This is a genomic window from Paenibacillus sp. CCS19 (assembly GCF_033239625.1).
Lineage (GTDB): Bacteria > Bacillota > Bacilli > Paenibacillales > Paenibacillaceae > Paenibacillus_T.
Genome location: NZ_BTCK01000066.1, coordinates 1 through 26,610, shown reverse-complemented (window position 1 = coordinate 26,610; position 26,610 = coordinate 1). Strand labels below are relative to the sequence as shown.

Sequence of the window (26,610 nt, the reverse complement as noted above, 5' to 3'; positions counted from 1 at the left end):
CCTAATGTTACATGAAGCAGGCATCCAAGGGTCCGACGATAATTAAGTGTGGGTGAGCCCCACATAAACCGCTAACTCCAACGCCGAAAGCACCATAAGTGTGTCTCAGCCCCGCCTAATGTTATATGAAGCAGGCATCCAAGGGTCCGACGATAAATGAAGTGTGGGAGCCCCCGCTAAAACATCCAACTCCAATGCCGGAAACGAAAATAAGTGTGGCTAAGCCACACTTATTCCGTTCAAGCTGCTTCGATTAACGATCAACTAACGTTCTCACGACGTCCAAACTACCTTACGTTCTCGCTGTTGAACACGCGCAGGAACGACTTCGGAATGCCTGCCTCGAAGCGCATCAGCTTGTCCGTCTTCGGGTGCAGGAACTCGAGCGACTTGGCATGCAGACCTAGCCGGCCGATCGAGCGGGAACGAGAGCCGTATTTCTTGTCTCCGGCGATTGGATGACCGATATCCTGCATATGGACGCGGATCTGATTCTTGCGCCCGGTCTCGAGCTGAACCTCCAGCAGAGAGAAGTTACGGCTCGTCTGCAGCGTCTTATAGTGTGTGACAGCATGCAAGCCGTCGCCAGGGCGATGGCTGGAGTACATCTTCAGCGTACTGCTCTCCAGCAGCCAGGACGTAATGGTGCCGCTCGGTTTCCGTACTAAACCGTCGACGAGGGCGACGTATGCGCGTTCCTTCACCCGTTCTTGCCATTCGTTCTGCAGCGTCTGCTGTGCAGCCTCGTTCTTCGCGAACATCATAATGCCCGAAGTATCGCGGTCGAGCCGGTGCACAATGAATATCCGGTTCTTCGGATCTTGGCTGCGGACATGCGCCATCAATTGACGATAAGCGGTGATCTCTTGGTCATTATCTTTGTCCGCGGAGATGGACAGCAAGCCTGCGTCCTTGATAACGATGATGATATCGTCATCTTCATGAACGATCGTAAGCCCAGCAAGCGGCGGACTTTCGACGATCCGCTCTTTGCTGACGGCTACTTTATCTCCAGCCTTAAGCTCATGGTTGTAGGCCGTTACTGAGGTACCGTTCACAGAGATTTGGCCGCGTGCCAGCATCGACTTGATGGCATTGCGCCCGCTGCCGGTTACAGCCTCGAGCAGGAATGGCAGCAGTGTCGTCGCTTCCTTGACCTCATAAGTGCGAGGAGCGGGCTTGGCTGTCGATGCAGCGCTGGCAGCAGAAGCAGCAGATGTTCTTGCGCTAGGCTTCCCGAACGGCTTTCTTGTACTCGTGTTCTGCGCTGGCTTCCCTTGCGGCGTTCTGCCAGTTCCGCTCTGCGGCGGCTTCGCGCTTCCGCCGCGGCTGCCGCTAGGGCGATTCGATCCTCCCGGCGATGCGCCGAACGGGCGCTTGGCGGGACGTTGACGGTTGTTCATTTTGATGACAATCCTCCTAATATAACGACACGTGTTACGGACAATCGCGTGCATTTTATATCAGTATACCAAAATGCAATACAAACGAGCCAATAAGAATGGGCGCGAAACCGTTCTCAGGCCGCTATAATAGGAACCAGTACACCAGATGATCAGGTGTCATGAGCTGAAGGGAACGTATGATTTCGCTTGCGGCAGGGATTTGTTTTGTCCTAAATGCAAACGTTTGCGCAGTTTTTCACCGACTTTAGTCGAGGTGCTTCCTTATCCTTAAGCTGGTAGGTACTCGGGGTGAAATGTGCTACAATATCGGAAAATAGATAGAGAAATCGGCGCGTCGACTGCCGATTGGACCCATCCCGATAGGAGGCATCATTCATATGACTGAATACAAGCTGGTTGCACTGGATATGGACGGCACCACACTGAACGACAGACATGAGGTTAGCGAGACGACGGCCTATTGGATGAAGCAAGCAATGGATGCTGGCGTTACGGTCTGCTTCTCGACTGGCCGTGGGCATCGCGAGGTATTGTCATACACGGAGCAGCTCGGCATGATGCATGTACCGATGGTTACGGTTAATGGAGGCGAGATTTGGTCTCGGCCGCATGTGCTGCATAAGCGAGAACTGTTGGATCCGCGCACCGTACGCAGCCTGCATCAACTTGCGATGAAATATGGCGTGTGGTTCTGGGCGTATACAACCAATGGCGAGGTCTATAACAAGGCGAAATGGCTGGAACCTGCAGATGCTTATGCGGCACATCATTGGCTCAAGTTCGGCTACAACACGGAAGATGATTCGGTGCGAGAAGCGATCCTTCAAGAGGCTGCAAGCTGGGGAACGCTGGAGATTACGAACTCCTCCCCTTGGAACCTGGAGATGAACCCGCTTGGCGTATCGAAGGCATCGGCGCTTCAGGAGCTGTGTACCATGCTAGGAATCGATATGTCGCAGACGGTTGCGGTCGGAGACAGCCTCAACGATATTGCAGCGATTCGCGCAGCCGGTCTTGGCGTCGCGATGGGCAATGCGCAGGACGAAGTGAAGCAGGCGGCTGATGTCGTCACCTTCTCGAATAACGAGCATGGCGTTGCCGAAGTGCTGCGCAAATATGTGTTGAAGGCTGAGGTGCCGTTATGGTCCTAGAGACAATTGGCTGGATACTCGTCATTGCGTTGTTCCTGGTCGGCATGGCAGGCGCGGTATTCCCGATTCTGCCGGGCGTAGTGGCTATCTACGTTGCATTCTTCGTATACGGGTTGTGCATCAGCTTCTCGCCATTCGGCATTTGGTTCTGGCTGATTCAGACGGTGATCTTAATCGTGTTGTTCGTAGCGGATTACGCGGTTAATGCCTGGGGCGTCAAGAAGTTCGGCGGCTCTCGCGCTTCGATCGTCGGCAGTACAGTCGGCGTTATTATCGGACCGTTCGTCATTCCGGCGTTTGGTCTGATCATTGGGCCATTCCTTGGCGCATTGCTAGGCGAGTTGTACGCGGGCTCCGACATGAATAAGTCGCTTAAGGTAGGTTACGGTTCCGTCGTTGGATTGTTCACAAGCACCGTCGTTAAGTTTATCCTTCAGCTCATCATGATCATCCTGTTCTTCATCTGGCTCATTTAACGAAGAGGAGTGTTGTCATTATGGTCAAAGTAACGGTATGGAACGAATATTTGCATGAGCATGTTCACGAGGAAGTTCGTCAGGTTTATCCAGATGGCATTCACCAAGCGTTGGCGAAGGGCATTCAGAACGAGTCGATCGAAGTTCGGACGGCTACTTTGGAGCAGCCTGAGCATGGTTTGACGCAGGAAGTGCTTGCGGATACGGACGTGTTGATCTGGTGGGGACACATGGGTCACGACCGCGTGGAAGATTACATCGTGGAGCGTGTGCACCAACGCGTCATGGAGGGCATGGGGCTGATCGTTCTGCACTCGGGCCACTTCTCCAAGATTTTCAAGAAACTGATGGGCACCGGCTGCGATCTCAAATGGCGCGAAGCAGGCGAGAAGGAGCGCATCTGGGTCGTCAATCCTGCGCATCCGATTGCAGCAGGCCTGCCGGAGTACATCACGCTGGAGCATGAGGAAATGTACGGCGAGCACTTCGATATTCCAGCGCCGGATGAGCTCGTGTTCGTCAGTTGGTTCGAGGGCGGCGAAGTGTTCCGGAGCGGCTGCACGTTCTATCGCGGTCAGGGCAAAATCTTCTACTTCCGTCCAGGCCATGAGACATATCCGACGTATTACAACCCGCAAGTGCTGCAAGTGATTCGCAACGCCGTTCAATGGGCAGCGCCTTCGCTCGCGGCGGCGCCGGTACGCGGCAACCATCAGCCGCTTGAACCGATCGGCGGCAAGGGCCAATAACAATTTGTTTTTCGAGTATTCTTATGTGGTAAAATAAAATAACGGTTATTTACATGCAGAAGCAATGACGGCACTGTTCGTCCATCGGCTTCCGGCGTTCAATGCCGGAGCTGAAGGATGGATAGTGCCTTTGCTGCATCTACGCATGTTCAAGCAATGATGGAGAGGACGAAATCGGACGTTATGCTTAAGAAGGAATCATTAATTAAAGGGACGATCATTCTAGCAGCGGCGGCGCTCGTCGCACGCGTGCTCGGCATCTTCCAGCGGGTCCCGCTCGACTACATGATGGGGACGGGCGGCGGTGCCGCGCTGGGTCTTGCCAACACGGTGTACATGTGGCTGCTTATCATCGCAACAGGGGGGATTCCGAGTGCAATCAGCAAGATGGTGTCGGAACGCCATGCGCTAGGCAAGGCTGGCGAAGCGCAGCGGATTTATAAGGCAGCGCTTCTATTCGGCGTTATTACCGGCGCAGCGATGGCGCTTCTGCTGTACGTGATCGCCCCTTGGTACACGAAGCATGTAGCAAAGCTTCCGCTGGCAGACGCATCGATTCAGGCAATTGCGCCAGCGCTGCTGTTGTTCCCGACCATTGCGATGATGCGCGGCTACTTCCAAGGCCGACAGCTGATGGCGGCGGGCGGTATCTCCCAGATCATTGAGCAAATTCTTCGCGTGCTCGTTGGCGTTGGACTAGCGGTTGCCGTTGTAGCGGCAGGCTGGGGAGACCGCTGGATTGCGGCGGCCGCATCGTTCGGCAGCTTCATCGGGGGCATCGGCGCATTGTGCGTCATGATCTGGTACGGGCGCAAGCTTGGCAGACAGGATGCTGCTGAGGTTCGTGCAGGCCGCCTGCGATTCGAACGTTCGAATCTGTCGTTCAAGTCGATCTACAAAGAGATCTTCATGATGTCGCTGCCGATTGTAGTGACGGCAATGACGGTCAACTTGGTCTATATGTTCGACAATACGTTCCTCATTCGATTGAGCGGCAGCTTCTACATCTCCGAGGAAGCGGCACAGCAAGCGCTCGATGCGTTCGGGCTGAAAGCCATTTCCATTGCAGGCATTCCGCCGATTCTGGCGATTGCCCTCAGCTCGTCGATTATTCCGGTTATTTCAACCGCTTTTGCGAAGCGCGATATGAACGAGGTACAGCGTCAATCTTCGCTCGTTATGCGCATTGTCGTCTTCACGGGCGTACCTGCGGCTCTCATTCTGTCGGTCGCTGCTTATTCGGTAACAGGGCTCCTGTTCAAAACGGAATCCGGCAGCGGAATCGTTGCTGCATTGACCGCCGGAACCATCTTCCAGATCTCGATGATGACGAGCAACTCGATTCTATACGGCTTTGGCAAGCCGAGAACGCCGATGTACAACACGCTTATCGGACTTGCGGTTAAGCTTATCGGCAGTATTGCGCTCGCGCCGGTCATGGGCTTGTACGGCTTTATCGTTGCATCTACGTTATGCTTTGTCATTGTTACGCTGCTCAATCTTCGCTCGATCCGTCAAGTTGTGCCTATTCAGACGCTTGGAGGACGATGGGCAGGTTATCTCATTACGGTAATCGTGACGGCAGCTGCTGGTTACGGTGTAGAGTATGGCGTACGGGCGCTGCTTCTTGATGCAATGCCGGACAAAATCGTCTATTTCCTCGGCTGCTGTGCTGCCGGTATCGCTGCAGGTCTTCTGTATGTCGTGCTGCTCGTGCTGCTGCGCGTCGTACAGCCTGCGGATGTACGTTCGTTCCCGGGTCCGCTGCGCAAGCTGTTCGGACCGCTTATGCGGCTGGCGCCTACAGGGCAGCGGGGATAAGGATCGTTCTTATATTGGATATCTTGAAGAAGGAGGCTCCTACCGGAGACCTCCTTCTTTTTTCGTACAATAATTGGCCTTGAGAGGTTAAAATTGTGTATATTTAATCGTGCGGCATATTTGATTCTTTGTGCTTATTGTAAGATTGGGAGGATACAGCTGTGAGGAACTGGCTAGGAAGGGTGAACACGCTCCGCAATCAGATTTTTATCGGCTTCATGCTCGTTATGGTCATTGTGCTGGCGTCAGCCGGATTGTTCACCTACGATCAAGTATCCGTGCTGCTGCGCAACAATGCAGAGAAGCATATTCAACAGACGGCGGTGCAGGCTTCCGGCAAGCTGGACGAGCTGCTGCGCCAGGTCGATACGTTCACGGCGCAAGTCGCGACGAACGCAACGATCCAGCGCTTGATGACGAAGGAGCTGCTCGGAGAGCGGATCAGCTTCGAGGAACGGCAGCTGATGCAGCAGGAAGTGCGCAAGCAGGAAGCTTATTCGACGGGGATTCGTTCGATCGAGCTGTATACGACGGATTACAGGATGTTATTCCCGCTTACCGATGTGACGCTGCTGGACCGCGTATCGCCGGATTGGATCGGGCGAGCGAATCGCAGCAAGGGACAACTGGTCTGGTATGGGATAGATCCCAAATATCCTGGCGTTCTCGTTGCGATGAGGCAGGTTCGGCTGATCGATCGGTCGTTCTCGGCATCCGGCTATCTGATGGTTCAAGTGGACGCCAAATATTTTGAGCTGACCGATGCAGCAGCAGAGTCCGGACGGAGCGACGACTTGAGCGAAGCGATGGGACTCATCGATGATAAAGGGCAGGTCATTACGTCCGACTTCTCATCGGATGTGAACGTGGAGTCGATCCTGCTGCAAAACCAATCATCCGTTGAGATGAACGGGGAGTCTTATATTGCTGTACAGAAGCGGTCTCAGTTGACCGGTTGGCGCATCCTTATACTGACGCCGGCTGAATATGCGACGGAAGGCATTTCGGTGCTGCGAACGGCTGTCATTGTGTCGGGGGCGGTTGGCGGCTTGCTATTCATCGTATTAACGTTTATTTTGTCCATTATGATCACTCGTCCGATTCTTCGTCTCATACGCGCGATGAGGGGGGCAAGGTTCGGGACGCTGAAGCCGATACCTGTCACTTCGCAGACGATGGAAATCAACGAGTTAAACAATACGTATAACCAGATGGTCGTCTCGCTGAATGAGATGATCGAGGTCGTCTATCAGAAGGAAATTATCCAGAGCAAGGCCGAGCTAAAGGCATTGCAGGCCCAGATCAATCCGCATTTTCTGTTCAATACGCTTGAAGCGTTCTACTGGGCGCTCGAGGACAAGGACGAGGAGGAGCTGGCGCAGCTGGTCGTTGCAATGTCGGGTTTATTCCGATACGTCATCTCGAGGGCGGATGAAGATGAATGGGTAACATTGGGGGATGAATTAGACCACGCGGAGCGTTACCTTAAGCTTATGGTGATGCGGATGATGGATCGGCTGTCATGGTCGATCGAGGTTGACGAAGCGTACCGGCGGGTACCGATACCGAAGCTGCTTATTCAGCCTTTGGTAGAGAACGCGATCCTGCACGGTATCGAGCAGCGGCTTGGCCCGGGAACCGTCACGCTTCGCGTAGGGGCTTCCAGCCGAACGGGGTATACGCGAATCGAGGTCATCGATGACGGCCCGGGAATGGACGCGGACAAGATCCATTCGCTTTATGCGGCCATGGATCAGGGCAGAAACCAAACGTCAGCCAAAGGAAGCGGCGTCGGCATCTCGAACGTGCAGCAGCGGCTGCGGCTTAACTATGAATCGGAGACGGAAGGCTTGGAAATCCGAAGCGAGGTCGGACATGGGACGACGATGGCTTTCGAGATACCGGATGATATATGGGCATTAAAATGATTGTAATGAACGAGGTGGACGCGCATGAGAACGATACTGATAACAGATGACGAACCAAGAACGAGGGAAGGCATTCGCAAAGTGCTGGAGGCGTGGTCGGCCGGCCGCCACCGGATTATCGTAATGGCCAGCGGGGTCGAGGCGCTCGCTTGGCTGCAGGACAATGAAGCAAGTCTGTTAATAACGGACATTCGGATGCCGGAGCTTGGCGGGCTGGAGCTGGTCGAGAAGTTGAAGGAGATGGAGCATCCGCCGATCGTCATCATTATTTCGGGTCATCCGGATTTCAGCTACGCACAGCGTGCCCTGCAATTCGGCGTCGTGGAATATTTGCTCAAACCGTTGGATAAAGCTAAGCTGGTCGCTGCGGTGGAGCTTGCGTTCAAGCGGGAAGAGGAGCTGCATCGGATTGAACGAATGGAGCGGCTCGTCGACGAGAAGCTGCTCGAGACAGTGGGACAAGAGAAGCGGTATAACGCACAGGTGCAGGAAGCGATCCATTATCTCGATGAGCATCTGCACGATCCGATTACGATGCGCGATATCGCCGATCATCTTCATCTGAACGCCAGCTACTTCAGCGTATTGTTCAAGGAGCAGACGGGGTTGACATTCAGCGAATATTTGACGCGCAGAAGGGTGCAGCGGGCGAAGGAAATGCTGACGAATTCGGAGCTGACGATCGCGGAAATTTCGGAGCGCGTTGGGTATCAGACGGCCAAATATTTTGTGAAAGTGTTCCGTACGCTGGAAGATATGAGCCCTGGCCAATATCGGAAGAGCGTCTCTCATCGCGATGAGACGATTCAATAATAGGACAGCGGAGAAGGGAGCGTAGACGTGTTCAAGAATTGGACGGCATTATTATTAACCCTAAGCCTCGTAGTGGTCATATCTAGCTGCAGCAGCAACAAGGATGGGGCCGCTGCAACTGATTCTACTGAAAGCGGTTCCAACATTATCATTACTTTCATGCATCAATGGCCGGAAGACATCGCACCCGGACAGAATCGAATCGTCAATCAGATCATTCACGATTACGAGAACGAACACCCGAACATTACGATCAAGCAGGACGTGCTCGATAACGAGCAGTACAAGAACAAGCTGAAGGTGCTATCGGCCTCCAACAAGCTCGCGGATGTCGGCGTCACTTGGGCGGCAGGCTTCTTGGAGCCTTATGTGGAAGGCGGGTTGTTCAACCCGTTGGACGATCTGCTAGGCGGCGAACTGAAGGATAAGTTTGTAGCGGGTACGACAGAAGCTTACGCAATCCACGGGAAGACATACGCGCTTCCGCTGGAGTTCAACATCGCGCCGGTTTATTACAACAAGGCCATCTTCGAGAAGTATCATTTGGAGGCGCCGCAAACGTACGATGCGTTCAAGCAAGTGGTGAAGACGCTGGCTGACAATGGCGTTCCGCCAATCGCGCTCGGCAATAAGGACCGCTGGATGGGGTCGCTCTGGTATATGTACTTGGCAGACCGTTATGCTGGCCAAGAGACGTTGGCGAACGCAATTAATGGTACGGGCTCATTCATGAATGAAGGGCTTCTGAAGGCGGCCGGCGAAGTGCAATCGCTTGTCGATAGCAATGCGTTCGTGAAAGGGTTCAACGGCTTATCGAATGAGGAAGCCAAGTCTCAATTTCTGCATAGCAAAGCCGCGATGTTCCTAACGGGAACGTGGGAGCTGCCGAACTTTACAACGAACGAGAACATTCCGCAAGCATTTCGCGACAGTGTCGGCTTCTTCAAGTTTCCAACGGTCGAGGGCGGCAAAGGCAGCGAGAACAGCTGGGTAGGCGGCCCGGGCGTAGGCTTGTTCGTTGCGGAGAACTCGAGCGTGAAGGCGGAGGCGAAGAAGTTCGTCGAATATTTCGTTGCCAAATGGGGCGAGCAATCGGTGACGGGCGCTGGCGTTATTCCTGCGACGAAGGTGGATACGTCCAAGCTTCAACTGCCACAACTGTACATCGACTTGTTTAATGAGACGAACCAAGCGAGCAGCATCACGTTATTCGCCGACGTACAGATGAAAGCGAACGCGGCAGAGACGCATCTCAACCAGATTCAAGCCTTGTTCGGCAAGGCGACGACGCCTGCGAAATTCTCGCAAGCGCATGATGCGGCGATCAAGCGGGGCGATTAATCATTGCTAAGCCTGAACAAGGATAGATTTGCTCAACGTATAAAGAGCCGTCGGAACCCAATTCCATTGATTGGGTTTCGACGGCTCTTTCGTCCACTTACAGACTTACGTTGGCTGTAGATCTCAATATGGCTATTGCGGATTCGTTGTCCATATTCCTGCTGCTTTCACGAATACACGCGGCGGCAGCTTCAAGGTTGCGAGCGCAAGCTCGGCGACATCCTCTGGCTGCATCATACGGTCTTCGTCGCCGATTTTGAGACCGGCGTTGACGGCGAGTTCCGTGTTAACGGTGCTTGGCGTAAGAGCAGTCACGCGAATGTTGAATTTGCGAACCTCTTGCAGCAGCGATTCCGTCAGTCCGAGCACGGCGAACTTCGATGCGCAGTAGGCGGAGCCTGTCGCGAAGCCGCGTTCGCCAGCAGTGGAAGCTACGTTGATGATGCTGCCGCTGTTTTGCGCGATCATGGTTGGCAGGACAGCCCGGGATACATGATAAGTACCCATCAGGTTCACTTGAATGATTCGTTCCCACTGCGCCGGGTCCATATCGACAAGCGTACCGAATTGGGCGATGCCAGCGTTGTTGATGAGAATGTGGATCGATCCCAGCTGCTCCTTCAGCGAGGCAATCGCTGCTTCGACCTCCGAAGCGTTGGATACATCGGCTGCTGCGATGTAAGCACGAATGCCATATGTATTTGTCAGTGAAGCTTGAAGCGCCTCAAGATCCGCACGATTGCGGGCGATAAGTCCAACGTGGACGCCTTCCTTCGCCAGCAGCTCGGCGATCGCTTTGCCAATCCCTTTGCCGGCTCCCGTAATAATAGCTGTTTGGTTAGTTAATTGCATTTTTTTTCTCTCCTATTCGAAATCCGTTTTTTCATTTGCGCCGGATTCGTTTATTCTATAACAGATGGACCTTTTATATAAGGGCTTATTATTTCAATGTTATGTGGTTACCTTGGTCGTAACCTTACGGATAATAGAAAGGACATGAGGATGGGAGATCTAAGGGAAGAGATAAGAGAGAAAATCGAGAACAAGCAGTTTAATTGCGAGAAAGAATTGACGCTGTCGATCATAAGCGGCAAGTGGAAGATCGTTATTATTTATCAGCTAGGCGTAGATGGCCCTTATCGGTTCAATGCGATTCAGAAGCTGTTCCCGCGCATATCTCATAAAGTGCTGGCTAATCAGCTTCGGGAGCTGGAGGAGGACGGCATCGTCCATCGGGAGGTGTACCACGAGGTCATCCCGGTACAGGTCGAGTACTCGCTGACGCCGCTCGGCGAAACGCTGCTGCCTATCGTGTTGATGATGTACGACTGGGGCAAGAAGCGGATGGAGGATCTGAAGGTGTAAAATGAAAAGCCGCAGGCTTGCGCCTGCGGCTTTTATTCGTGTTAAGCCTTGCGAGGCTGCGAATCCGCTGGCAGCTGTACATAGAACGACGTAACGTCGTTGGGCACGCTCTTCGCATAGATGCGGCCCTTGAATTGCTCCACGATCGTCTTCGCGATGGCGAGGCCAAGACCGTAGCCGCCATTTTGCCGGGAACGGGAGGCGTCGACGCGGTAGAAACGGTCGAAGATTCGCGCCAGATGCTCCTGCGGAATGCCCTCGCCCGAGTTGGCAACGGTCAGAAGCAGATCGTGACCTTGCTTCTTCAACGTAAGCTTGATCGAGCCGGCAGCGTTCGTGTACTTGATCGCGTTGTCGAGCAAGATGAGAATAACCTGCTTCATCTGCTCGCTGTTGCCCTTCGCGTACAAATCCGGCGCGATGTCGTAGTCGAGCGCTATATTTTTCTCGAAAATAACGGCTTCGAGCGTCAAGATGACACTTTCGGCAGCCTCGCTCAGATTGAACGAGGTGGAAATAGCGTTCTCTCTCGCATCCTCCATCTGGGTCAGATAGAGCAGGTCGCTTGTCAGCGTCCGCATTCGTTCGGTCTCCGACTTAATATGATGCAGCCATTTCACCTGCGTCTGAATGATTTCATCGCGATTGGCCAGCAGTACGTCCGCATTCGTATTAATGACCGCCAGCGGCGTTCGCAGCTCATGAGAAGCATCTGCGATGAAGCGCTGCTGCTTATCGAAAGCTTCCTTAACCGGCGCAATCGATCGGTTGGCGAAGTAGCGGCTAGTGAAATAAATGACGATGAGCATGATGAGACCAACAGCAAGGAACGTGTATAACAGATTCCTAAGAAATTTATAGGGATTCGTTACATCCAGGAAGACGATGGAATAACCATCGATCGTATTCTCCACGTTGTATGCCCATCGGTTGCCGTCTAATGTGAAGTTGCCTCGACTGGCATCGCTTGCGGATGCCTGTTCAACCGCTTCTGTATAAAATTCATCGTCCATATCGAAGCGGGAATCCGTCCGCGTAATATTCCAATTCCCATCCGTAAAGATGGCGAAGGATACCGACCGTTCAGGCGGAGGGCCGGATTTGCCGCCGCCACCACCGCCAACTATGCCGCCTTCTATCGGTGTCATCATATTTGCGTCATTGGTTTTGTGTCCGCGGTCGTTGCCGAATTTGCCGCCGCCGTTCATGCCGTCTGGTTTGCGATAAAACTCGGAAACTTGAATGAGATCATCATTGATGGATTTATGGTTGTTCTGAAACGTGATTGTATAAATCGTTGAGAAGGCTACTAACATGATCAAGCTGATGATGACCATATTCACAATAAGCAGCCGGTTGCGCAGCCGATTGAACATTACGTCGCCTCCTCCAGAACGTAGCCAACGCCTCGGATCGTCGAGATGCGGACCGAAGATTGCAGGAACGTTAATTTTTTGCGCAGGAATGAAATATACACCTCTACGTTGTTATGCTCCACATCCGAATCGAATCCCCACAGCTTCTCGATAATGAGCTCCTTGGACGTAATCGCTGTCTTCCTCATAATGAGCAACTCCATCAGCTCGCATTCCTTCAGAATGAGCTTCATCTCTTTGCCGCTGCAAGTTAGCTTCAGATTCGCCGTATTCAGCTCCAGATCGCCGAACTTCAAGCTGTCGTCCGGTACAACCTCGCCTCTTCTTCTTAATACCGCACGAATGCGAGCCAGCAGCTCGCCTGTCGAGAAAGGCTTGGCCACATAGTCGTCAGCGCCATAGTCGAGACCGCTGATTTTATCATGCTCTTCCCCTTTGGCGGTAAGCAGAATGACGGGGATCGCAATGCCCTCGCTGCGAATTTCCTTCAGCACGGCAATGCCGTCCATCTTCGGCAGCATAATGTCGAGCAGCACCAAGTCATAGATGCCGCACAGGGCGTTATCGAGTCCGGACTGGCCGTCATGGACGACGTCAACGGAGTAATTATTTTTCTTTAGGATCTGGGACAACGCTTCGGCAAGGTTGACCTCATCCTCGACAATTAATATTCGCATGAAAGATTCCTCATTTCTAAAGTCTGTTGCGCTCGTGTGAACCTATTATAAGCAGCGAACCTTTAACGAACCTTTAACCAAACTTAACGACGAATCCGCTCGAAATATTTAAGATTCGTTAAAGGTTATCGTCCTAAGATACAGTCATGAACAGGCGATGCAAGCTGCAAACAGGAATAGGGGGAACCGAATATGGCCATTGAAGTATTCAATCGGTACGAAAGTAAGTATCTGATGGACAGCCAGTCTTTTCAAGACATTTATAATCGGCTGCTTCACTATATGGAACTTGATGAATACAACCGGAACAATCAATTCTACTCGATCAGCAACATTTATTACGACACGCCGCAGCACTCGATCATCCGCAACAGCCTATCGAAGCCGAAGTATCGCGAGAAGCTGAGAATTCGGGCGTACGGTGTGCCGAAGCGGGATGCCAAGGTTTATGTAGAGCTGAAGAAGAAGGTGTTCGGCCTTGTGAACAAACGAAGAACTGCGATGAAGCTGGATGAAGCCTACGAGTTCGTTCGGACGGGGGCCGCGCCTGAATTCATGTCTTATATGAACAAGCAGGTTATTCACGAAATCCAATACTTCCTTCAGCGTTATGAGCTGCAGCCGGCCGTGTATCTGGCTTATGATCGGATCGCGATGTTTTGCCGAGGCAATCGGGATTTGCGAATTACGTTCGATACGAATATCCGCTCCAGGCGGGAGGATGTCAGGCTTGAGGATGGCGATCATGGGGAGTCGCTCATGGCACCGGGCTTATGGCTGATGGAAGTGAAAGCCGAGAAGACGGTCCCTGTCTGGCTGGCGCATATGCTGTCCGAGCTTCAAATGTTCAGGACGGGCTTCTCCAAATACGGCAACGAATACCGCATGAATATCCGCAATGAACAACAAATAAAGGAGCGACTTCAATTATGTTAGATTCACTATTCTCGACCGCTGCATCGGCAACGGAATTATCGCTGGGCGATGCATTGCTGACCTTATTCCTATCTTTCGCACTCGGCGGATTGATCAGTTTCACCTATATGAAGACACAAGCGGCTTATACGCAAAATTTTGCCCTCACCATGATCGTGCTGCCCACCATCGTAGCCATCATTATTCTGCTCATCGGCAGCAATATCGCACGGGCGTTCAGCCTTGCAGGCGCCTTCTCGATCATTCGATTCCGAAGCGCTCCCGGCGATCCGAAGGACATTGCATTCGTCCTATTCACGATGGCGGCCGGTCTTGCATGCGGCGTCGGCGCTTATGGTTATGCCATTTTGTTCACAGTCGTTCTCTGCTTGTTGATGTTCCTGCTTAAAGCAATCAAGTTCGGCGCCAAGACGTCTACGCAGAAGCTGCTCAAGGTAACGATTCCGGAGAACCTTAATTATGAACGTACGTTCGATGAGATTTTTAACATTTTCAGCGTGAAATATGAATTGAAGAAAGTGAGAACGACCGAGCTGGGCAGCCTGTATGAGCTTGTTTATGCCGTCACGATCGGGCAGGAAACAGATCAGAAGGAGCTCCTGGATGCAATCCGTGTTAGAAACGGCAACCTTGATATTTCATTAACGATGACGCCTACCGTCACTGAATAATGATTCGAGAATTTATGGCATACATCATTCCGATTAGAAGGGAAGAGAAACGATGAATACGATCAAACGAAACCGCAAGAATAGATTATCCAAGCTGGCGGTCGTCGCTTTATGCACGGCAATGCTCGCCGCATGCGGCAGCAATACGACGGCAACAACGAGCACGGACAGCACGGCTGCCGCGACGAATACAAGCCAGACGACGGCCGCTTCCGTTCAGACGGCAAGCTTAGACCTAAGCAACAGCAAGGTTGAATATGACGAAGATGACGCGTATTCCGACTGGAACGCATCGGAAGCGACAACGATTAAGCTGAATGGCACGACTGCGACTGTTGAAGGTACGGGCGCAGAAACGAAGGACGGCTCAGTCTCGATTACGGCTGCCGGCACTTATGTGGTGAGCGGCAAGCTGGATGACGGGCAAATTGTCGTGAACGTGGCCGACGAAGGTGTCGTCCGTTTGATTCTGAACGGCGCCGAAATTCATTACAGCACGAGCTCTCCGATCTATGTCGAGGAGGCGGGCAAGCTGATTCTGTCGCTCCCAGAGGGCACCAACAACGTCGTGTCGGATGGAACGGCGTATGAATTGGCGGACGCTTCGACGGACGAGCCGAATGCAGCGATTTTCAGCAAGGACGATATGACGATCAATGGTACTGGCAAACTGACGGTAGAAGGAAACTACAACAACGGCATCGCAAGTAAGGATAAGCTGAAAATAACGGGCGGCACGTTTGAGATTCATGCGGCCGACGATGCGGTTATGGGACGTGATCTGGTCGCGGTGAAGGATGGACTATTCGTCATCGACGCGAAGGGCCACGGCATCAAAACAACGAATGATACGGAAGGCGAAGAAGGCCTCATCGCGCTGGAAGGCGGCACCTACAGCATCGAGTCTGGCGAGGATGCGCTGCACAGCACGGGCGGTTTGCTCGTCTCGGGCGGCGACCTGCATATTGCGGCAGGCGATGACGCCATTCACTCGGAAATCGCACTGTTGATCTCTGGCGGTATGGTCGACATTACGCAGAGCAATGAAGGTCTTGAAGCAGGCTCGATTACGATTGCCGGCGGAGAAGTGCATGTAGTGTCCAGCGATGATGGAGTGAATGCGGCAAGCGGCAGCAGCGACACCGATGGCGCAGCAGGCGAAATGCCTCAGGAGGGCGCTGCACCAGCAGATATGCCACCAGCAGATATGCCACCAGCAGATATGCCACAAGATGGAACAGCACCTGCAGATATGGGACAAGGCGGAGGACCTCGCGGCGGCGGTATGCCAGGCGGAGAAGGCTCCTCGAACAATTTGCTGACGATTACGGGCGGCTATCTGAGCGTAGATGCGCAAGGCGATGGTCTCGATGCGAATGGCGGCATTGCAATGTCTGGCGGCACAGTTGTCGTTAATGGTCCTACGATGAATGGCAACGGATCGCTTGATTATGACAGCACCTTCGAGATGACAGGCGGCGTGCTTATTGCAGCAGGCAGCTCCGGCATGGTGCAGGCGGTATCCGACAGCTCTACGCAGGCAGGCATTCTGATGACTTATCCGCAGACGCAGCAGGCGGGGACGCTCATTCATCTGGAAGACGAAGCAGGCAATGCGATCGTTACTTTTGCACCTTCGAAAGACTATCAAGCCGTTTATATCAGCTCGCCGGATATGAAGAAAGATACGGCTTATTCGCTTTATTCGGGCGGTACTTCGAACGGCACAGAGACGAACGGGCTCTATGACGGTGGCAATTACAGCGGTGGAACGAAGGTCGTATCGTTCACCGCGGCCTCGACTATTACTTGGGTCAATGAGTCTGGTGTAACGGAAGCGAGCAGCGGCTTCGGCGGCAGAGGCCGCGGCGGAGATCGTCAAGTGGAAAGCACGCAATCCTAGTTTTATACCATATGCTTCCTTCCATGTGATAGAATGATAGAGCAATCTATTTCTATCATTTGGAAGGGGCATATTTGTGCATAAGTGGACAAGGTTATCGATGAAACGCTTGTCGGTCATTCTGCTTGCAGCAGTCGTTGTCATTATCGCTGGCTGTCAAGCTGTATCCGGAATCGATCTGAATCGCGTGCTGCTGAACAGCTTGAAGGTGCAGACGGTGGAAAGCAACGGTTCGTTCTCGTTCGAATTGCTCCGCAGTGAAACAGCGGACAGCGCAGAGGATTTGTCTGCTGAGGAAGAAGAGCTGTTATCGCTCTTATCGAATATTACGCTTCAAGTCGACGAAGCCAAACAGCAAGATAGCGAGCATATGTCGATGAAAGGCGCCTTGAAGCTCGGCGAGCTGTCGATCGGCTATTCGCTTGTCGTTGACGGCGATACTGCTCTGATGACAGTAGAGGGTGCTAAACGTCCGTTCCTGCTGGATCTTTCGGGAGAAGATTTCGTGGACTCCTTCATTTATGGCACGGAGGTAGAAGACTTAGGCCCGGATACGGCTGCTGCAACTTGGCCTGAAGAGCAATCGTTGATGGATTTCGGTTACAAGGTGCTGGACCAGGCGGGCGGTTATTTCATTGGTAAAATGCCGAATCCAACGAGCCTGAAGGTCGACCCGCTCGTGACGGAGACCGTTAACGGTGAATCGCTGTCGCTTGCACATGTCAATGTGAAGCTCGATGCAGCGCAAGCTTGGGCATGGGTTCAATCGTATTTGACCGCCCTTACGAGCGACCGTGAAGGTCTGCGGACGATGGTGCAAGGCATCGTTGATCTTGTGCTGGCGGATCCGGAGCTGCGCGAAACGATCGCACTGGATGAAGACGGCGAGGTGTACGAGCCAACCGAAGAGGAGATCGATACGGCAGTCGACGAGATCGTTGCAGAATTAGCGCAGCTTGGCGAGTCGATGAAGGAACTGGAGCAAGAGGATGACTTCAGCCACATTATTAACGACGACAGCTCCGTAACAGCGGACGTCTACGTCGATGCGAAGCTTGATATTCGCAAGCTGTCGCTCGAAGCGTCGTACAAGCCTGATCCTGCCATAATGGACGAAGAGGAGATGCCGTTCGAAGGTTTCGTGCTTCGATTCAACCAAGAGCGCTGGAATGTCAATGGCGATGTTGTCGCAGACAAAGTTACAGACAAACAGAAGAAGTCGGCGGTCACATTGGAGACGCTCGAGGGCCAACAGGGTTATGAGACGCTGCGCTTGTTCGATAAGTCATCTGATGCATACTCGCTGCTGCGCAACCAGTTCCACATCGGCAAGCAGGAGGCTTACTGGACAGTGTGGGACGATGCTCCTGTTATAGTAACGGCTTCCGGCGTTACGATTGTTCCGCTTCGCGACGCTGCAGAGCAGCTTGGGCTGAATCTGTCCGTGGAACGCGATGGCATTCACTTATATGACCCAGCAACGAGCGCATCCTTAGTCGTGAACAAGGGAAGCAAGAAAGCGGTCGTCAATGGTAAAGCAGTCAACTGGTCGTATCCAGTGACGGTAGTCGATAACATCGCTTACGTACCGGCTCGTGATTTTGCCCGAGCATTCGGCGCAACGGTAACGTGGGACACTTATGGCGACAACATCAAATATGCTTTTACAATGGAACGTGAAGTCGGATAAACTAAAGGGTATACTTGGATTATGAAAGTAGGAGGATAACGCCATGCAAATCATTACAACCGATGAAGCGTTCCGCGAAGCCGTTGCAGGCGAACTTACCGTTGCCGTCTTCAAGACGACATGGTGCGGAGACTGCCACTTTATCGATCCATTCATGCCTGAAGTAGAACAGGCTTATGCAGGTCGGATTACGTTCGTACAGATCGATCGTGACGATCTGCCCGATCTGTGCAGCGAGCTTAACATTCTGGGCATTCCGAGCTTTATCGCCTTCAAGAACGGCCAAGAGCTTGTCCGCTTCGTCAGCAAGCTGCGCAAGACTCGCGACGAGATCGAGCAATTCCTCGACCGCGCCGTCGCCGTCGCATCAGCATTGCCGCAAGCATAACTGTAATATCTCTTCACACAAAAGCCCGAGCTGGACCAAGGCATCACACCTTGTATCCGGCTCGGGCTTTTTTATATTTTCAGTAAGAATCACGCACAATAAGTAAACTCGCCCCATAAGGGGCCGCTCGAACAAAAGCTGTGCTCCACAGGAGCACGCGACTCCAAGCATGCATGTAGGAAGTAAGAAACCGCTCGAACAAAAGCTATGCCCCACAGGGGCACGCGACTCCCAGCACGCATGTAGGTTGTAAGAAACCGTTCGAACGAAAGCTGTGCCCCACAGGGGCACGCGACTCCAAGCACGCAGTATGTACAGCACGCCCAAAGTATCGCCAACAGCCCCTTCCGGGGTCCAGGGGACGGGAGTCCCATGACACGCTCGAACAAGAGCTGTGCCCCACAGGGGCACGCGACTCCAAGCACGCAGTATGTACAGCACGCCAAAGTATCGCCAACAGCCCCTTCCGGGGTCCAGGGGACGGGAGTCCCATGGGGCCCTCCCTTGCAGGGAGGGTTTGGGTGGGTAGAGAAAATCGAGTTCCAGGGGACGCAGTCCATAGATTGAATTGAGAACTTAAGGATTCAATTTAAGGGGTCCCAGGGGACGAAGTCCCCTAAAGTCCAGGTAGAAAAGGGGTCCAAGGGGCCGCCCCCTTGAGTCCTCCCTATAGGGGAGGAATTTGGAGAGGCCGCAAGAAGTGTCCCATTTTCGACATAGCATTCGATAATTCATAAGGCTATAATGAACATATTGTTGACATGTTATGGGGCCTTACAATTATTAGAAATTGGGTGATAGTAGTGATTACGGGACGTTATCGTGCGGTTGCTACCGCTTCCTGTATCGTTATGCTTCTTGTTCTGCTCGCGGGCGCGCTAGTCACGAATACCGATTCCGGCAGGGGCTGCGGAGACGACTGGCCGCTGTGTAACGGAAAATTCGTACCGGCTTATACGCTGGAGTCATTGATTGAATATTCGCATCGTGCCATTAGCGGACTTGCGGGCATACTTACTTTATTGACATTCCTAATGACGATGAAAAGCTACAGACAATACGGTGAGGCTGTTCTGTATGCAAGCGGCGCACTGGCGCTGACCATTGTCCAAGCCTTGATGGGAGCGGCAGCTGTCATGTGGCCGCAATCCGATCCGGTGCTGGCTATCCACTTCGGTATCTCGCTGCTTGCCTTCGCATCAACGATGCTGCTCGTCATATGGGCTGGGCGGATGAAACGTACGGGCCGAGCGAGTAGTTGGACGACACCGCTGCCTCGCAAATTTTATGGCATCATGCTGTTTACCGTCATTTACAGTTATGGTGTCGTGTACTTAGGCGCTTTCATACGGCATACGGATTCTTCAGGCGGGTGTGTCGGATGGCCGTTGTGTAACGGTGAATTCGTTCCTACGCTTGAAGGAGCAACGCTGCCCGTGTTCCTTCATCGCATTGCAGCCGTCATTCTGTTCTTCGTTCTTCTGTTCGTCTTCATTGCTGTACGCCGCGCTGGAGCGAGAGGAGAGGTGCTACGTGCAACGAGCGCATGGTCGCTCGTACTCGTTATCGCTCAGATCGGCAGCGGTGCGTGGTTGACGCATGAGCTGACGAATGAGGATATGTTCGTATTCTCAAGTTTGGTCCATAACTTAATTATTTCAGGGTTGTTCACGATCATGCTCGATATGCTTATTCGCAGCCGAATGCATCGGGATACCCGGAGGTAACAGTCTTTACGCGAGCGAACAACGAACGCCGCCGGCACATCATGTGACGGCGGCGTTGTCGCAACCTGATCAGAAGAAGGAGCTAATGCCGATGCTGCGTACGATGTTCGGAGAGCCGCCGTTAGTGCCGAAGGGCAGACTGGCGGATGCGATCAATGAGATGTGGAACTTCACCCGATTGATGCATGAGCATATTCGGAGGGGGGCGCCGTCTGAGGGGAAACTGCGCAAATATGATATCGGGACGCGAGGACTAATCGGCTCGCTCGATGAGATGGAGCAGAGCTGCTATGCGGCTGCTCAGTTCGCTGCCCGCATCACCAGCGCTTCAGTTGGCCATATGTCGAGTGAGGAGCAGTTGGACTATCATCGGTATGTGTATTTTGACAAAAACGGCTTTATCCGCATGTTCTCGCTGCTCGATAAGCTTGGTACGCTGCTGAACGATGTGCTGGAGCTGGAGACGGAACGGATGAAGCCGCACTTCTCGTATTTCACAGTGCTGCGCAATATGCGGTTGAACCGGAAGCATCCCGCGCTTGGACAAGCACTGGACGAGCTCAAGGAACGGTATAAGAGTCCGATGAATCGGCTGCGGCGCAGACGCAATGTAGAGATTCATCTGATGAATTCGGAGCTGCAGGACGATCTTCAGCAAAGCCTTCAGCGGCATGGGGAAGAGCCGGTGCTCGAGAATATCGCGACGCAGACCGAAGATATGCAGCTCGGGCTGGAGCTTGTTATCGAATCGCTCGTGCTGTCCTATCAGTACTGTTACCGCCATTGGAATGATCGTTAGCGCGTTCGCATCGCGAATAAGTGAACGAGAATCGGGTATGACGAGGTTATATGGATCAAAAAAAGAGTCTTGCCGAAGCAGACATAATGTCTCTCGGGCAAGACTCTTTGCATCGTATCAGGACCGATCAAGGCTGATTAGAATACTTGTACAACCTCTTCGATACCTTCTACCTCTTCAAGCAGTGCGCGTTCGATGCCGGCCTTCAGCGTGATGGTCGAGCTCGGGCAGCTGCCGCAAGCGCCTACCAGACGAAGCTTTACAATGCCGTCCTCAACGTCTACCAGCTCTACGTCACCGCCGTCGCGCTGCAAGAACGGACGCAGTTTATCCAGTACGTCCAATACTTCGTCGTACTGTGTCGATTGGTTGGTTTCGCTCATTGCAATCAACTCCTTTCTCCCCTATTATAGTACAAAGCGATTGAAATGAAAATGGATTCGAGGCCTTGTGGAATCATTTGATCGCGCGGATTCATCCGCATCGATTATTAATATTCGTGTATTCATCTTTTCTCATACGCGTGCACGACGGAGGTAAAACTATGATGAAACCGATCGTTGAGTTTTGCGCCAGCAACATGCATCATGGCACTGACCGCATTATGCAGCGGCTGGAGCAGGACCCCGACTATGAAGTCATCGAATACGGCTGTCTGGGCAATTGCGGGGAATGCTACCTGTTCCCGTTCGCCTTAGTGGACGGCGAAATTGTCGCTGCTGAGACGGCCGATAAGCTCTACGATGAAATCGTCAAGAATATAGAAGAGCATCGCGCCAATCGTGAAGCGCTGGATAAGCTGCTGGACGATCTGTAAGGTTCCTCATAAAAACGCCTGTGGCAAGCGAGCATACATTGCTCCTGCCACAGGCGTTTTAAATTCTTTTCAAACATTGAAAAGCCTTAGTAAAATTGGATTACCCGATATGGTGTTTCGACTTCCAGAGAACGCCTGTCTTCAATAGACGCGGAACGCGTCCCATAAGTGCGGTTTTGCCCATCAAGCCGAAACCAGCTTTTTTGCCAAGGGAGCCAAGCGTCCCTTTCAGCTTGATTTTGCCAAGCTTAGGCGTATGTCCGTTCCAGATCGCATGAATCACTTCAGCAACTTGCTTGCCTTGGGCGCCCGCCGCTTGACCGCTCGGTGCAAAAGGAAGGGAAGCGCAGTCGCCGACGATGTATACATTCGTGTAGGCTGGCAGCTGGTGAAGCTCGTTGATCACGAGGCGGCCGGACGGATCTTTCGGCAAATCCATTCGCTGCACGAGCTCAACAGGCTGAATGCCAGCCGTCCATACTGTTACATCCGTATAGATCGGTTTATCGGAGTGGCTGTCGTGAAGAATGCCAGGCTCGATCTTGTTAAGCGCAACGTGCCCTATCATCTCCACATTATGTTCACGGAACCAGTCTGCAACGTAATTCTGAAGCTTGTCAGGGAAAGCTGACATTACGCTTGGTCCGCGGTCGATGATGCGAATATTCAAATCCGGTCGGCTCTCGCGCAGCTCTGCCGCAACCTCAACGCCGCTTAAACCGCCGCCGACGATCGACACTTGTCCGTATGCCTTCAGGTCATTTAACTGCTGGTACGTATTGCGAGCAGCGCTGAACGTTTGAATCGTACATGCATACTCTTCAGCGCCAGTTATGCCGTGAAATTTATCGGTACAGCCAAGCGCAATAACAAGACTGTCATATTCCAGCTCGCCTTGACCCTCCATGATAACAACTTGCCGCTCCATATCGACGTCCAGCACTTCGCCATACATCAGCAGTAATTTAGGATCGCTAGGGAAAGCAACCCTCAGTTGGTGATCGCTGACCGTACCTGCTGCTAGCGCGTAGTATTCCGTCTTAAGGCCTTGAAACGGCATGCGATCGATAAGCGTAACGATCGTGTCGCTTGGAATGCCTCGTTCGATTAATTCATTGGCTACCGATTGTCCGCCGTAGCCGCCGCCCAAAATAATGACTCGTTTCATTGTTTAGCACCCATTCCATGTCCCGATTTGTAGCTATAGTGTGTCCTGCGCGGCAGGACAGCATGAATTCCAGCTTAAGTGTAGAGATCTCATCATTCGTATGATTCAAGACTATTCGTATACTTTAATTTCGTTGTAAAGCGTATCGCGTTCAATAGCGATACGGCCTGCGCCTTTGACCAGCCAGATCAGCTCGTCGCGCGTAATGCCTTCCGGAGTCAGTGCGCCAGCGGCGTGGCTGATCCGTTCTTTCACCATCGTGCCGTGCACGTCGTTTGCACCCATCGCGAGGGCAACCTGCGTGAGCTGCAGACCGATGTTGATGAAGTATGCTTTGATATGTTGGAAGTTATCCAGCATGAGACGGCTGATTGCGATCGTCTTCAAGTCCTCGAACGCCGAGTTGCGGCGTTTGATGCTTGCTTTCGGACTGATCGGCTGCATCGACAGCGGGATGAACACGAGGAAGCCGTTCGTCTCGTCTTGCAGCTCACGAATTTGCATCATGTGTCGGATACGATCTTCCTTGCTTTCAACCGAGCCGTACAGCATCGTCGTGTGCGTCTTCAGGCCAAGGTTGTGCGCTGCGCGGTGCACTTGCAGATATTGGCTTACATCCGCTTTCGTTACTTTCATTTTCTTCCGGTATTGATCGGATAGAATTTCAGCGCCGCCGCCCGTCAGCGATGCGAGGCCGACCTTCATTAGCTCTTGCAATACTTCCGTATAAGAAAGACCGCTGATGCGGGAGAAGAAATCGATCTCCGCTGCCGTGTATGCTTTCAGCGTAACGTCTGGATAGCGATCCTTCAGCGCTTTGAGCGAATCAACATAATATTGGAACGGAACATGCGGATTGTGTCCGCCTACGATGTGGAACTCGCGCACGCCTGGATGGTAATGCTGATCGACATATTCGATCATTTGTTCGCCGGACAGTGTATATGCGCCCTCTTGACCTTCATCCTTGCGGAAGTTGCAGAATGCGCAGTGCGCTTCGCAGACGTTCGTGAAGTAGAGGCTCAGATTCTCGATAAAGTAGACCTTGCGGCCGTTCTTGCGCATGTTGACTTCGTTCGCGAGCTGGCCAATGGTCAGCAGGTCATCCGATTGGTACAGAAAGACGCCGTCTTCAAGCGACAGACGTTCGCCGTTACGTACTTTGTCTGCAATCTCTTGCATGCGTGATTGATCAGTCGGTAAAATGACGTTCATACGGTTTCCCTCGCTTTCATTGCTGTGATCTCCTAGTCCCTGTCGTGGCCAGTGAGCTAAGTGGGTAAGTTTGTGAAAAAAGGAACTTGCTATTCCCTTGAAAATAACTGTACTCATTATAAACCTCATAATGAAGAGCGGCAACAAGAAAAGTCAGCAAGGTGACATGGATCTGTCATGTGTAAATAATGGATCAGATGATTGATTTCGTCGTGACGAGCTTCGCAAATACCTGTCCCACCCATGATATTCGAACCCTTGAGCATAAGATGCAAACGGAGTATACTAAAGGCAAATCCGTAATAATGATTCTAATCTCGAGGAGGGATTGCCGTGATTAATGTATCCGATGCGGCTATCGATAAAATAAAAGAAATGCTCGAAGCGGAGGAAACGCCAAACCTATTCCTGCGCGTTGGCGTGAAGGAAGGCGGCTGCAGCGGCTTCTCCTATGGAATGGGCTTCGACGATGAGCGCCACGAAGACGACCAGGAGCTGGACGCGAAAGGTCTCAAAGTTGTCGTGGATAACAACAGCATCAAGTACTTGAACGGTCTCGAGATCGACTGGAAGGAAGAAGGCATGAGCGGCGGCTTCACCATCTTCAATCCGAACGCATCGGCGACATGCGGCTGCGGTTCGAGCTTCCGTACGGCGAAGGAAGCGGGCAACCCTGCTGCTGATCCTTGCTAATTTGATACTCATAATGATCCTGCGTTTTACGATGAAACACTTCGTAGAATGCAGGATTTTTTTGTGTGCTCAGGGACGAAGAACCACCTGCCAATTACCTCTGCATTACTGCGCTCCTAATTATCCGACATTTCGTAGACGACCATTATCGTTCAATCTATACTTGATTAATCAACTAGAAATTGGCAATTAAACCGCGATAATAGAGATGAATATCGAAAGGGTGAACGAGTGATGACGGCAGAGGCTAATCGTAACCTGGCATTGGTTCAACGTTTTTTTGAGTGTTATGGAAGCGGCGATCTCGAAACAATGAAGCAGTCTATTTTGGCGGAGGATGTTACGTGGATCATTCCGGGCCATCATCCATTGGCAGGCGTTAAGCGTGGTGCCGATGAGATCATTAATTATTTCGCAACGATTGCCCAAGCGAACTTTAAAGCCGAGGTTCTATCGCTGTCAGCCAGCGAGCATCATGTCGTGGATGTTCATCGCGGCTGGGGAGAGTATGGCGAGCATAAAGTGGACATGAATTGGGTTCTCGTCTATCAGATTGAGAACGGTCGAATTAAGTCCGCTCAAAATTTTGCCGCCGACCAGCATGTCGCGGATCAGTTTTTCTGGAATGTATGGGGAGACGAACTTAAACCGGTGCCGGATCGATTGAAATAATTACTGTAAATCAACTCCGATATACTTATACCACTGCCCAGCTCAACTCTATTAGCGGCTGCATATAATAGAATAGTTTAGCAGCAAGGGAGGGGTTAGCTTGGCTATACAGTTTCTGGACGAGCGTCTGTCGGTGCATCGCAATGACAGTGCCGGCGCAGAGCCGATTACGACGACACCGTTATTGATTGGCGACATCGGACTTCAGACGGTTGCAGCGGCTCCAGCGGGTAATAGCGGTCTTGTTCGTATTGCGTTAACAGGAATAGCTGGGGTCGACATCGGGGTTGAGAACACCGCCAATGTTAAATTGACTATTGAACGTAACGGAACGGGCACAGCAGGTACGGGGACGGTTATTTATACGGATACGCTGTTTCTTGGGGGCGGTTCGATCGACAATCCGCCAATCAGTGTTGTGGCAGGAGATTTTCCGCCAGCAAATGTGGTTGAAGCAGGGCAAATCCGTTACAGCTTATTTATCAGTGCAGATTCAGATATTACGCTAATGGGACCTGCAGTGTTTAATGGCTCCGCATCCGCTGGCACGAGCTAAGATTCATACGCTTACAAAAGTCGCATTCATGCGGCTTTTTGTTATGTTGTGCAACAACGTTAAAAAGGAAGCCTTGTTACAGGCTTCCTTCCGACGGTGGTTTGAAATTGAGTTCATTCTCATCAACACTTTGCGTTGTTACTCGGGTAACGCTCGTTAAAGCGTGTGTGAATCAGAGATACTCTGCGACACAACCCCTCGCTTCCTAAGCTTCGTGATCAACTAAATGTCTCCTGTAGTCCTTGTTCCGTTATCAGGTCCAATGGAGCCAC

At 52.3% G+C, this 26,610-nt stretch carries 26 protein-coding genes; 19 read left to right on the top strand and 7 right to left on the bottom strand.

Features of this window, described 5'->3' with window-relative positions:
• Positions 1 to 287: 287 nt before the first annotated feature.
• A complete protein-coding gene (locus SBI19_RS27565; protein WP_317972733.1) occupies positions 288 to 1,403 on the bottom strand; it encodes an RluA family pseudouridine synthase in 1,116 nt (371 codons plus the stop codon).
• A 380-nt stretch (positions 1,404 to 1,783) separates the two neighbouring features.
• Here SBI19_RS27565 and SBI19_RS27560 point away from each other — a divergent pair, with 380 nt between their 5' ends.
• The 7 genes from SBI19_RS27560 to SBI19_RS27530 all read left to right on the top strand — a co-directional run bounded on the left by SBI19_RS27560 (position 1,784) and on the right by SBI19_RS27530 (position 9,685).
• Positions 1,784 to 2,557: a Cof-type HAD-IIB family hydrolase gene (locus SBI19_RS27560; RefSeq protein ID WP_317972732.1), complete on the top strand. Its 774-nt coding sequence runs from the start codon at positions 1,784 to 1,786 to the stop codon at positions 2,555 to 2,557.
• On the top strand, positions 2,548 to 3,033 hold the full coding sequence (locus SBI19_RS27555; protein ID WP_317972731.1) for a DUF456 domain-containing protein: 486 nt from the start codon (positions 2,548 to 2,550) through the stop codon (positions 3,031 to 3,033). Before SBI19_RS27560 ends, SBI19_RS27555 begins: the two co-directional genes overlap by 10 nt.
• Positions 3,034 to 3,053: 20 nt before the next feature.
• A complete protein-coding gene (locus SBI19_RS27550) occupies positions 3,054 to 3,782 on the top strand; it encodes a ThuA domain-containing protein (protein ID WP_317972730.1) in 729 nt (242 codons plus the stop codon).
• Positions 3,783 to 3,965: 183 nt separating this feature from the next.
• Positions 3,966 to 5,603: a putative polysaccharide biosynthesis protein gene (locus SBI19_RS27545; protein WP_317972736.1), complete on the top strand. Its 1,638-nt coding sequence runs from the start codon at positions 3,966 to 3,968 to the stop codon at positions 5,601 to 5,603.
• A gap of 218 nt (positions 5,604 to 5,821) precedes the next feature.
• Positions 5,822 to 7,531, top strand: a complete 1,710-nt coding sequence (locus tag SBI19_RS27540) for a sensor histidine kinase (RefSeq protein ID WP_317972735.1) — start codon at positions 5,822 to 5,824, stop codon at positions 7,529 to 7,531.
• Positions 7,532 to 7,555: 24 nt separating this feature from the next.
• Complete coding sequence (locus SBI19_RS27535; protein WP_317972729.1) at positions 7,556 to 8,344, top strand: response regulator transcription factor; 789 nt, start codon at positions 7,556 to 7,558, stop codon at positions 8,342 to 8,344.
• A 27-nt stretch (positions 8,345 to 8,371) separates the two neighbouring features.
• Complete coding sequence (locus SBI19_RS27530; protein WP_317972728.1) at positions 8,372 to 9,685, top strand: extracellular solute-binding protein; 1,314 nt, start codon at positions 8,372 to 8,374, stop codon at positions 9,683 to 9,685.
• Positions 9,686 to 9,817: 132 nt separating this feature from the next.
• Here SBI19_RS27530 and SBI19_RS27525 read toward each other — a convergent pair whose 3' ends face one another.
• Positions 9,818 to 10,537, bottom strand: coding sequence for a 3-ketoacyl-ACP reductase (locus SBI19_RS27525; protein ID WP_317972727.1), 720 nt, complete (start codon positions 10,535 to 10,537; stop codon positions 9,818 to 9,820).
• Between the two features lie 150 nt (positions 10,538 to 10,687).
• Between SBI19_RS27525 and SBI19_RS27520 the strand changes: the two genes are divergently transcribed.
• Positions 10,688 to 11,050, top strand: a complete 363-nt coding sequence (locus SBI19_RS27520) for a winged helix-turn-helix transcriptional regulator (RefSeq protein ID WP_317972726.1) — start codon at positions 10,688 to 10,690, stop codon at positions 11,048 to 11,050.
• A gap of 41 nt (positions 11,051 to 11,091) precedes the next feature.
• Here the strand turns inward: SBI19_RS27520 and SBI19_RS27515 are convergent, their stop codons facing one another.
• Positions 11,092 to 12,426 (bottom strand): sensor histidine kinase, encoded by a 1,335-nt coding sequence (locus SBI19_RS27515; protein ID WP_317972725.1) that lies wholly within the window; start codon positions 12,424 to 12,426, stop codon positions 11,092 to 11,094.
• Positions 12,426 to 13,103, bottom strand: coding sequence for a response regulator transcription factor (locus tag SBI19_RS27510; protein ID WP_317972724.1), 678 nt, complete (start codon positions 13,101 to 13,103; stop codon positions 12,426 to 12,428). Before SBI19_RS27510 ends, SBI19_RS27515 begins: the two co-directional genes overlap by 1 nt.
• A 192-nt stretch (positions 13,104 to 13,295) precedes the next feature.
• Between SBI19_RS27510 and SBI19_RS27505 the strand changes: the two genes are divergently transcribed.
• From SBI19_RS27505 to SBI19_RS27475, 7 genes are all read left to right on the top strand, one after another.
• The gene (locus SBI19_RS27505; RefSeq protein ID WP_317972723.1) at positions 13,296 to 14,039 is read left to right on the top strand and encodes a polyphosphate polymerase domain-containing protein; all 744 of its coding nucleotides are present in this window, start codon (positions 13,296 to 13,298) and stop codon (positions 14,037 to 14,039) included.
• Positions 14,033 to 14,710, top strand: coding sequence for a DUF4956 domain-containing protein (locus SBI19_RS27500; protein ID WP_317972722.1), 678 nt, complete (start codon positions 14,033 to 14,035; stop codon positions 14,708 to 14,710). The genes SBI19_RS27505 and SBI19_RS27500 overlap by 7 nt, the downstream gene beginning before the upstream one ends.
• A 52-nt stretch (positions 14,711 to 14,762) precedes the next feature.
• Positions 14,763 to 16,613: a carbohydrate-binding domain-containing protein gene (locus SBI19_RS27495; protein ID WP_317972721.1), complete on the top strand. Its 1,851-nt coding sequence runs from the start codon at positions 14,763 to 14,765 to the stop codon at positions 16,611 to 16,613.
• Between the two features lie 100 nt (positions 16,614 to 16,713).
• Positions 16,714 to 18,303, top strand: coding sequence for a copper amine oxidase N-terminal domain-containing protein (locus SBI19_RS27490; RefSeq protein ID WP_317972720.1), 1,590 nt, complete (start codon positions 16,714 to 16,716; stop codon positions 18,301 to 18,303).
• Positions 18,304 to 18,346: 43 nt separating this feature from the next.
• Positions 18,347 to 18,691, top strand: a complete 345-nt coding sequence (locus tag SBI19_RS27485) for a thioredoxin family protein (RefSeq protein WP_317972719.1) — start codon at positions 18,347 to 18,349, stop codon at positions 18,689 to 18,691.
• A gap of 803 nt (positions 18,692 to 19,494) precedes the next feature.
• On the top strand, positions 19,495 to 20,418 hold the full coding sequence (locus SBI19_RS27480; RefSeq protein WP_317972718.1) for a COX15/CtaA family protein: 924 nt from the start codon (positions 19,495 to 19,497) through the stop codon (positions 20,416 to 20,418).
• A 91-nt stretch (positions 20,419 to 20,509) separates the two neighbouring features.
• Positions 20,510 to 21,217, top strand: a complete 708-nt coding sequence (locus SBI19_RS27475; protein WP_317972717.1) for a Cthe_2314 family HEPN domain-containing protein — start codon at positions 20,510 to 20,512, stop codon at positions 21,215 to 21,217.
• A gap of 137 nt (positions 21,218 to 21,354) precedes the next feature.
• On the opposite strand, the gene SBI19_RS27470 is transcribed toward SBI19_RS27475, so the two are convergent.
• The gene (locus SBI19_RS27470) at positions 21,355 to 21,600 is read right to left on the bottom strand and encodes a NifU family protein (RefSeq protein ID WP_110047054.1); all 246 of its coding nucleotides are present in this window, start codon (positions 21,598 to 21,600) and stop codon (positions 21,355 to 21,357) included.
• 164 nt (positions 21,601 to 21,764) lie between these two features.
• On the opposite strand from SBI19_RS27470, the gene SBI19_RS27465 reads away from it, so the two are divergent.
• A complete protein-coding gene (locus tag SBI19_RS27465; protein ID WP_317972734.1) occupies positions 21,765 to 22,034 on the top strand; it encodes a YuzB family protein in 270 nt (89 codons plus the stop codon).
• A 100-nt stretch (positions 22,035 to 22,134) separates the two neighbouring features.
• On the opposite strand, the gene SBI19_RS27460 is transcribed toward SBI19_RS27465, so the two are convergent.
• Both SBI19_RS27460 and mqnE read right to left on the bottom strand, forming a co-directional pair.
• Complete coding sequence (locus SBI19_RS27460; RefSeq protein ID WP_317972716.1) at positions 22,135 to 23,202, bottom strand: NAD(P)/FAD-dependent oxidoreductase; 1,068 nt, start codon at positions 23,200 to 23,202, stop codon at positions 22,135 to 22,137.
• Positions 23,203 to 23,313: 111 nt separating this feature from the next.
• Positions 23,314 to 24,417 (bottom strand): aminofutalosine synthase MqnE, encoded by a 1,104-nt coding sequence (mqnE, locus tag SBI19_RS27455; protein WP_317972715.1) that lies wholly within the window; start codon positions 24,415 to 24,417, stop codon positions 23,314 to 23,316.
• 333 nt (positions 24,418 to 24,750) lie between these two features.
• On the opposite strand from mqnE, the gene erpA reads away from it, so the two are divergent.
• The 3 genes from erpA to SBI19_RS27440 all read left to right on the top strand — a co-directional run bounded on the left by erpA (position 24,751) and on the right by SBI19_RS27440 (position 26,338).
• Positions 24,751 to 25,110, top strand: coding sequence for an iron-sulfur cluster insertion protein ErpA (gene erpA / locus SBI19_RS27450; RefSeq protein WP_110047051.1), 360 nt, complete (start codon positions 24,751 to 24,753; stop codon positions 25,108 to 25,110).
• Positions 25,111 to 25,344: 234 nt separating this feature from the next.
• Positions 25,345 to 25,782 (top strand): nuclear transport factor 2 family protein, encoded by a 438-nt coding sequence (locus tag SBI19_RS27445; RefSeq protein ID WP_317972714.1) that lies wholly within the window; start codon positions 25,345 to 25,347, stop codon positions 25,780 to 25,782.
• A 100-nt stretch (positions 25,783 to 25,882) separates the two neighbouring features.
• On the top strand, positions 25,883 to 26,338 hold the full coding sequence (locus tag SBI19_RS27440) for a hypothetical protein (RefSeq protein ID WP_317972713.1): 456 nt from the start codon (positions 25,883 to 25,885) through the stop codon (positions 26,336 to 26,338).
• The last annotated feature ends 272 nt before the right edge of the window (positions 26,339 to 26,610 follow it).

Excerpts from the sequence above, each read along its gene's own strand:
- SBI19_RS27565 (WP_317972733.1), bottom strand. The coding sequence starts at position 1,403 with ATGAACAACCGTCAACGTCCCGCCAAGCGCCCGTTCGGCGCATCGCCG.
- SBI19_RS27485 (WP_317972719.1), top strand. The coding sequence starts at position 18,347 with ATGCAAATCATTACAACCGATGAAGCGTTCCGCGAAGCCGTTGCAGGC.
- SBI19_RS27445 (WP_317972714.1), top strand. The coding sequence starts at position 25,345 with ATGACGGCAGAGGCTAATCGTAACCTGGCATTGGTTCAACGTTTTTTT.
- mqnE (WP_317972715.1), bottom strand. The coding sequence starts at position 24,417 with ATGAACGTCATTTTACCGACTGATCAATCACGCATGCAAGAGATTGCA.
- SBI19_RS27540 (WP_317972735.1), top strand. The coding sequence starts at position 5,822 with ATGCTCGTTATGGTCATTGTGCTGGCGTCAGCCGGATTGTTCACCTAC.
- SBI19_RS27545 (WP_317972736.1), top strand. The coding sequence starts at position 3,966 with ATGCTTAAGAAGGAATCATTAATTAAAGGGACGATCATTCTAGCAGCG.
- SBI19_RS27520 (WP_317972726.1), top strand. The coding sequence starts at position 10,688 with ATGGGAGATCTAAGGGAAGAGATAAGAGAGAAAATCGAGAACAAGCAG.
- SBI19_RS27515 (WP_317972725.1), bottom strand. The coding sequence starts at position 12,426 with ATGTTCAATCGGCTGCGCAACCGGCTGCTTATTGTGAATATGGTCATC.
- SBI19_RS27550 (WP_317972730.1), top strand. The coding sequence starts at position 3,054 with ATGGTCAAAGTAACGGTATGGAACGAATATTTGCATGAGCATGTTCAC.
- SBI19_RS27510 (WP_317972724.1), bottom strand. The coding sequence starts at position 13,103 with ATGCGAATATTAATTGTCGAGGATGAGGTCAACCTTGCCGAAGCGTTG.
- SBI19_RS27460 (WP_317972716.1), bottom strand. The coding sequence starts at position 23,202 with ATGAAACGAGTCATTATTTTGGGCGGCGGCTACGGCGGACAATCGGTA.
- SBI19_RS27495 (WP_317972721.1), top strand. The coding sequence starts at position 14,763 with ATGAATACGATCAAACGAAACCGCAAGAATAGATTATCCAAGCTGGCG.
- SBI19_RS27500 (WP_317972722.1), top strand. The coding sequence starts at position 14,033 with ATGTTAGATTCACTATTCTCGACCGCTGCATCGGCAACGGAATTATCG.
- SBI19_RS27475 (WP_317972717.1), top strand. The coding sequence starts at position 20,510 with ATGCTGCGTACGATGTTCGGAGAGCCGCCGTTAGTGCCGAAGGGCAGA.
- SBI19_RS27560 (WP_317972732.1), top strand. The coding sequence starts at position 1,784 with ATGACTGAATACAAGCTGGTTGCACTGGATATGGACGGCACCACACTG.
- SBI19_RS27525 (WP_317972727.1), bottom strand. The coding sequence starts at position 10,537 with ATGCAATTAACTAACCAAACAGCTATTATTACGGGAGCCGGCAAAGGG.
- SBI19_RS27555 (WP_317972731.1), top strand. The coding sequence starts at position 2,548 with ATGGTCCTAGAGACAATTGGCTGGATACTCGTCATTGCGTTGTTCCTG.
- SBI19_RS27470 (WP_110047054.1), bottom strand. The coding sequence starts at position 21,600 with ATGAGCGAAACCAACCAATCGACACAGTACGACGAAGTATTGGACGTA.
- SBI19_RS27490 (WP_317972720.1), top strand. The coding sequence starts at position 16,714 with ATGAAACGCTTGTCGGTCATTCTGCTTGCAGCAGTCGTTGTCATTATC.
- SBI19_RS27505 (WP_317972723.1), top strand. The coding sequence starts at position 13,296 with ATGGCCATTGAAGTATTCAATCGGTACGAAAGTAAGTATCTGATGGAC.
- SBI19_RS27535 (WP_317972729.1), top strand. The coding sequence starts at position 7,556 with ATGAGAACGATACTGATAACAGATGACGAACCAAGAACGAGGGAAGGC.
- SBI19_RS27465 (WP_317972734.1), top strand. The coding sequence starts at position 21,765 with ATGAAACCGATCGTTGAGTTTTGCGCCAGCAACATGCATCATGGCACT.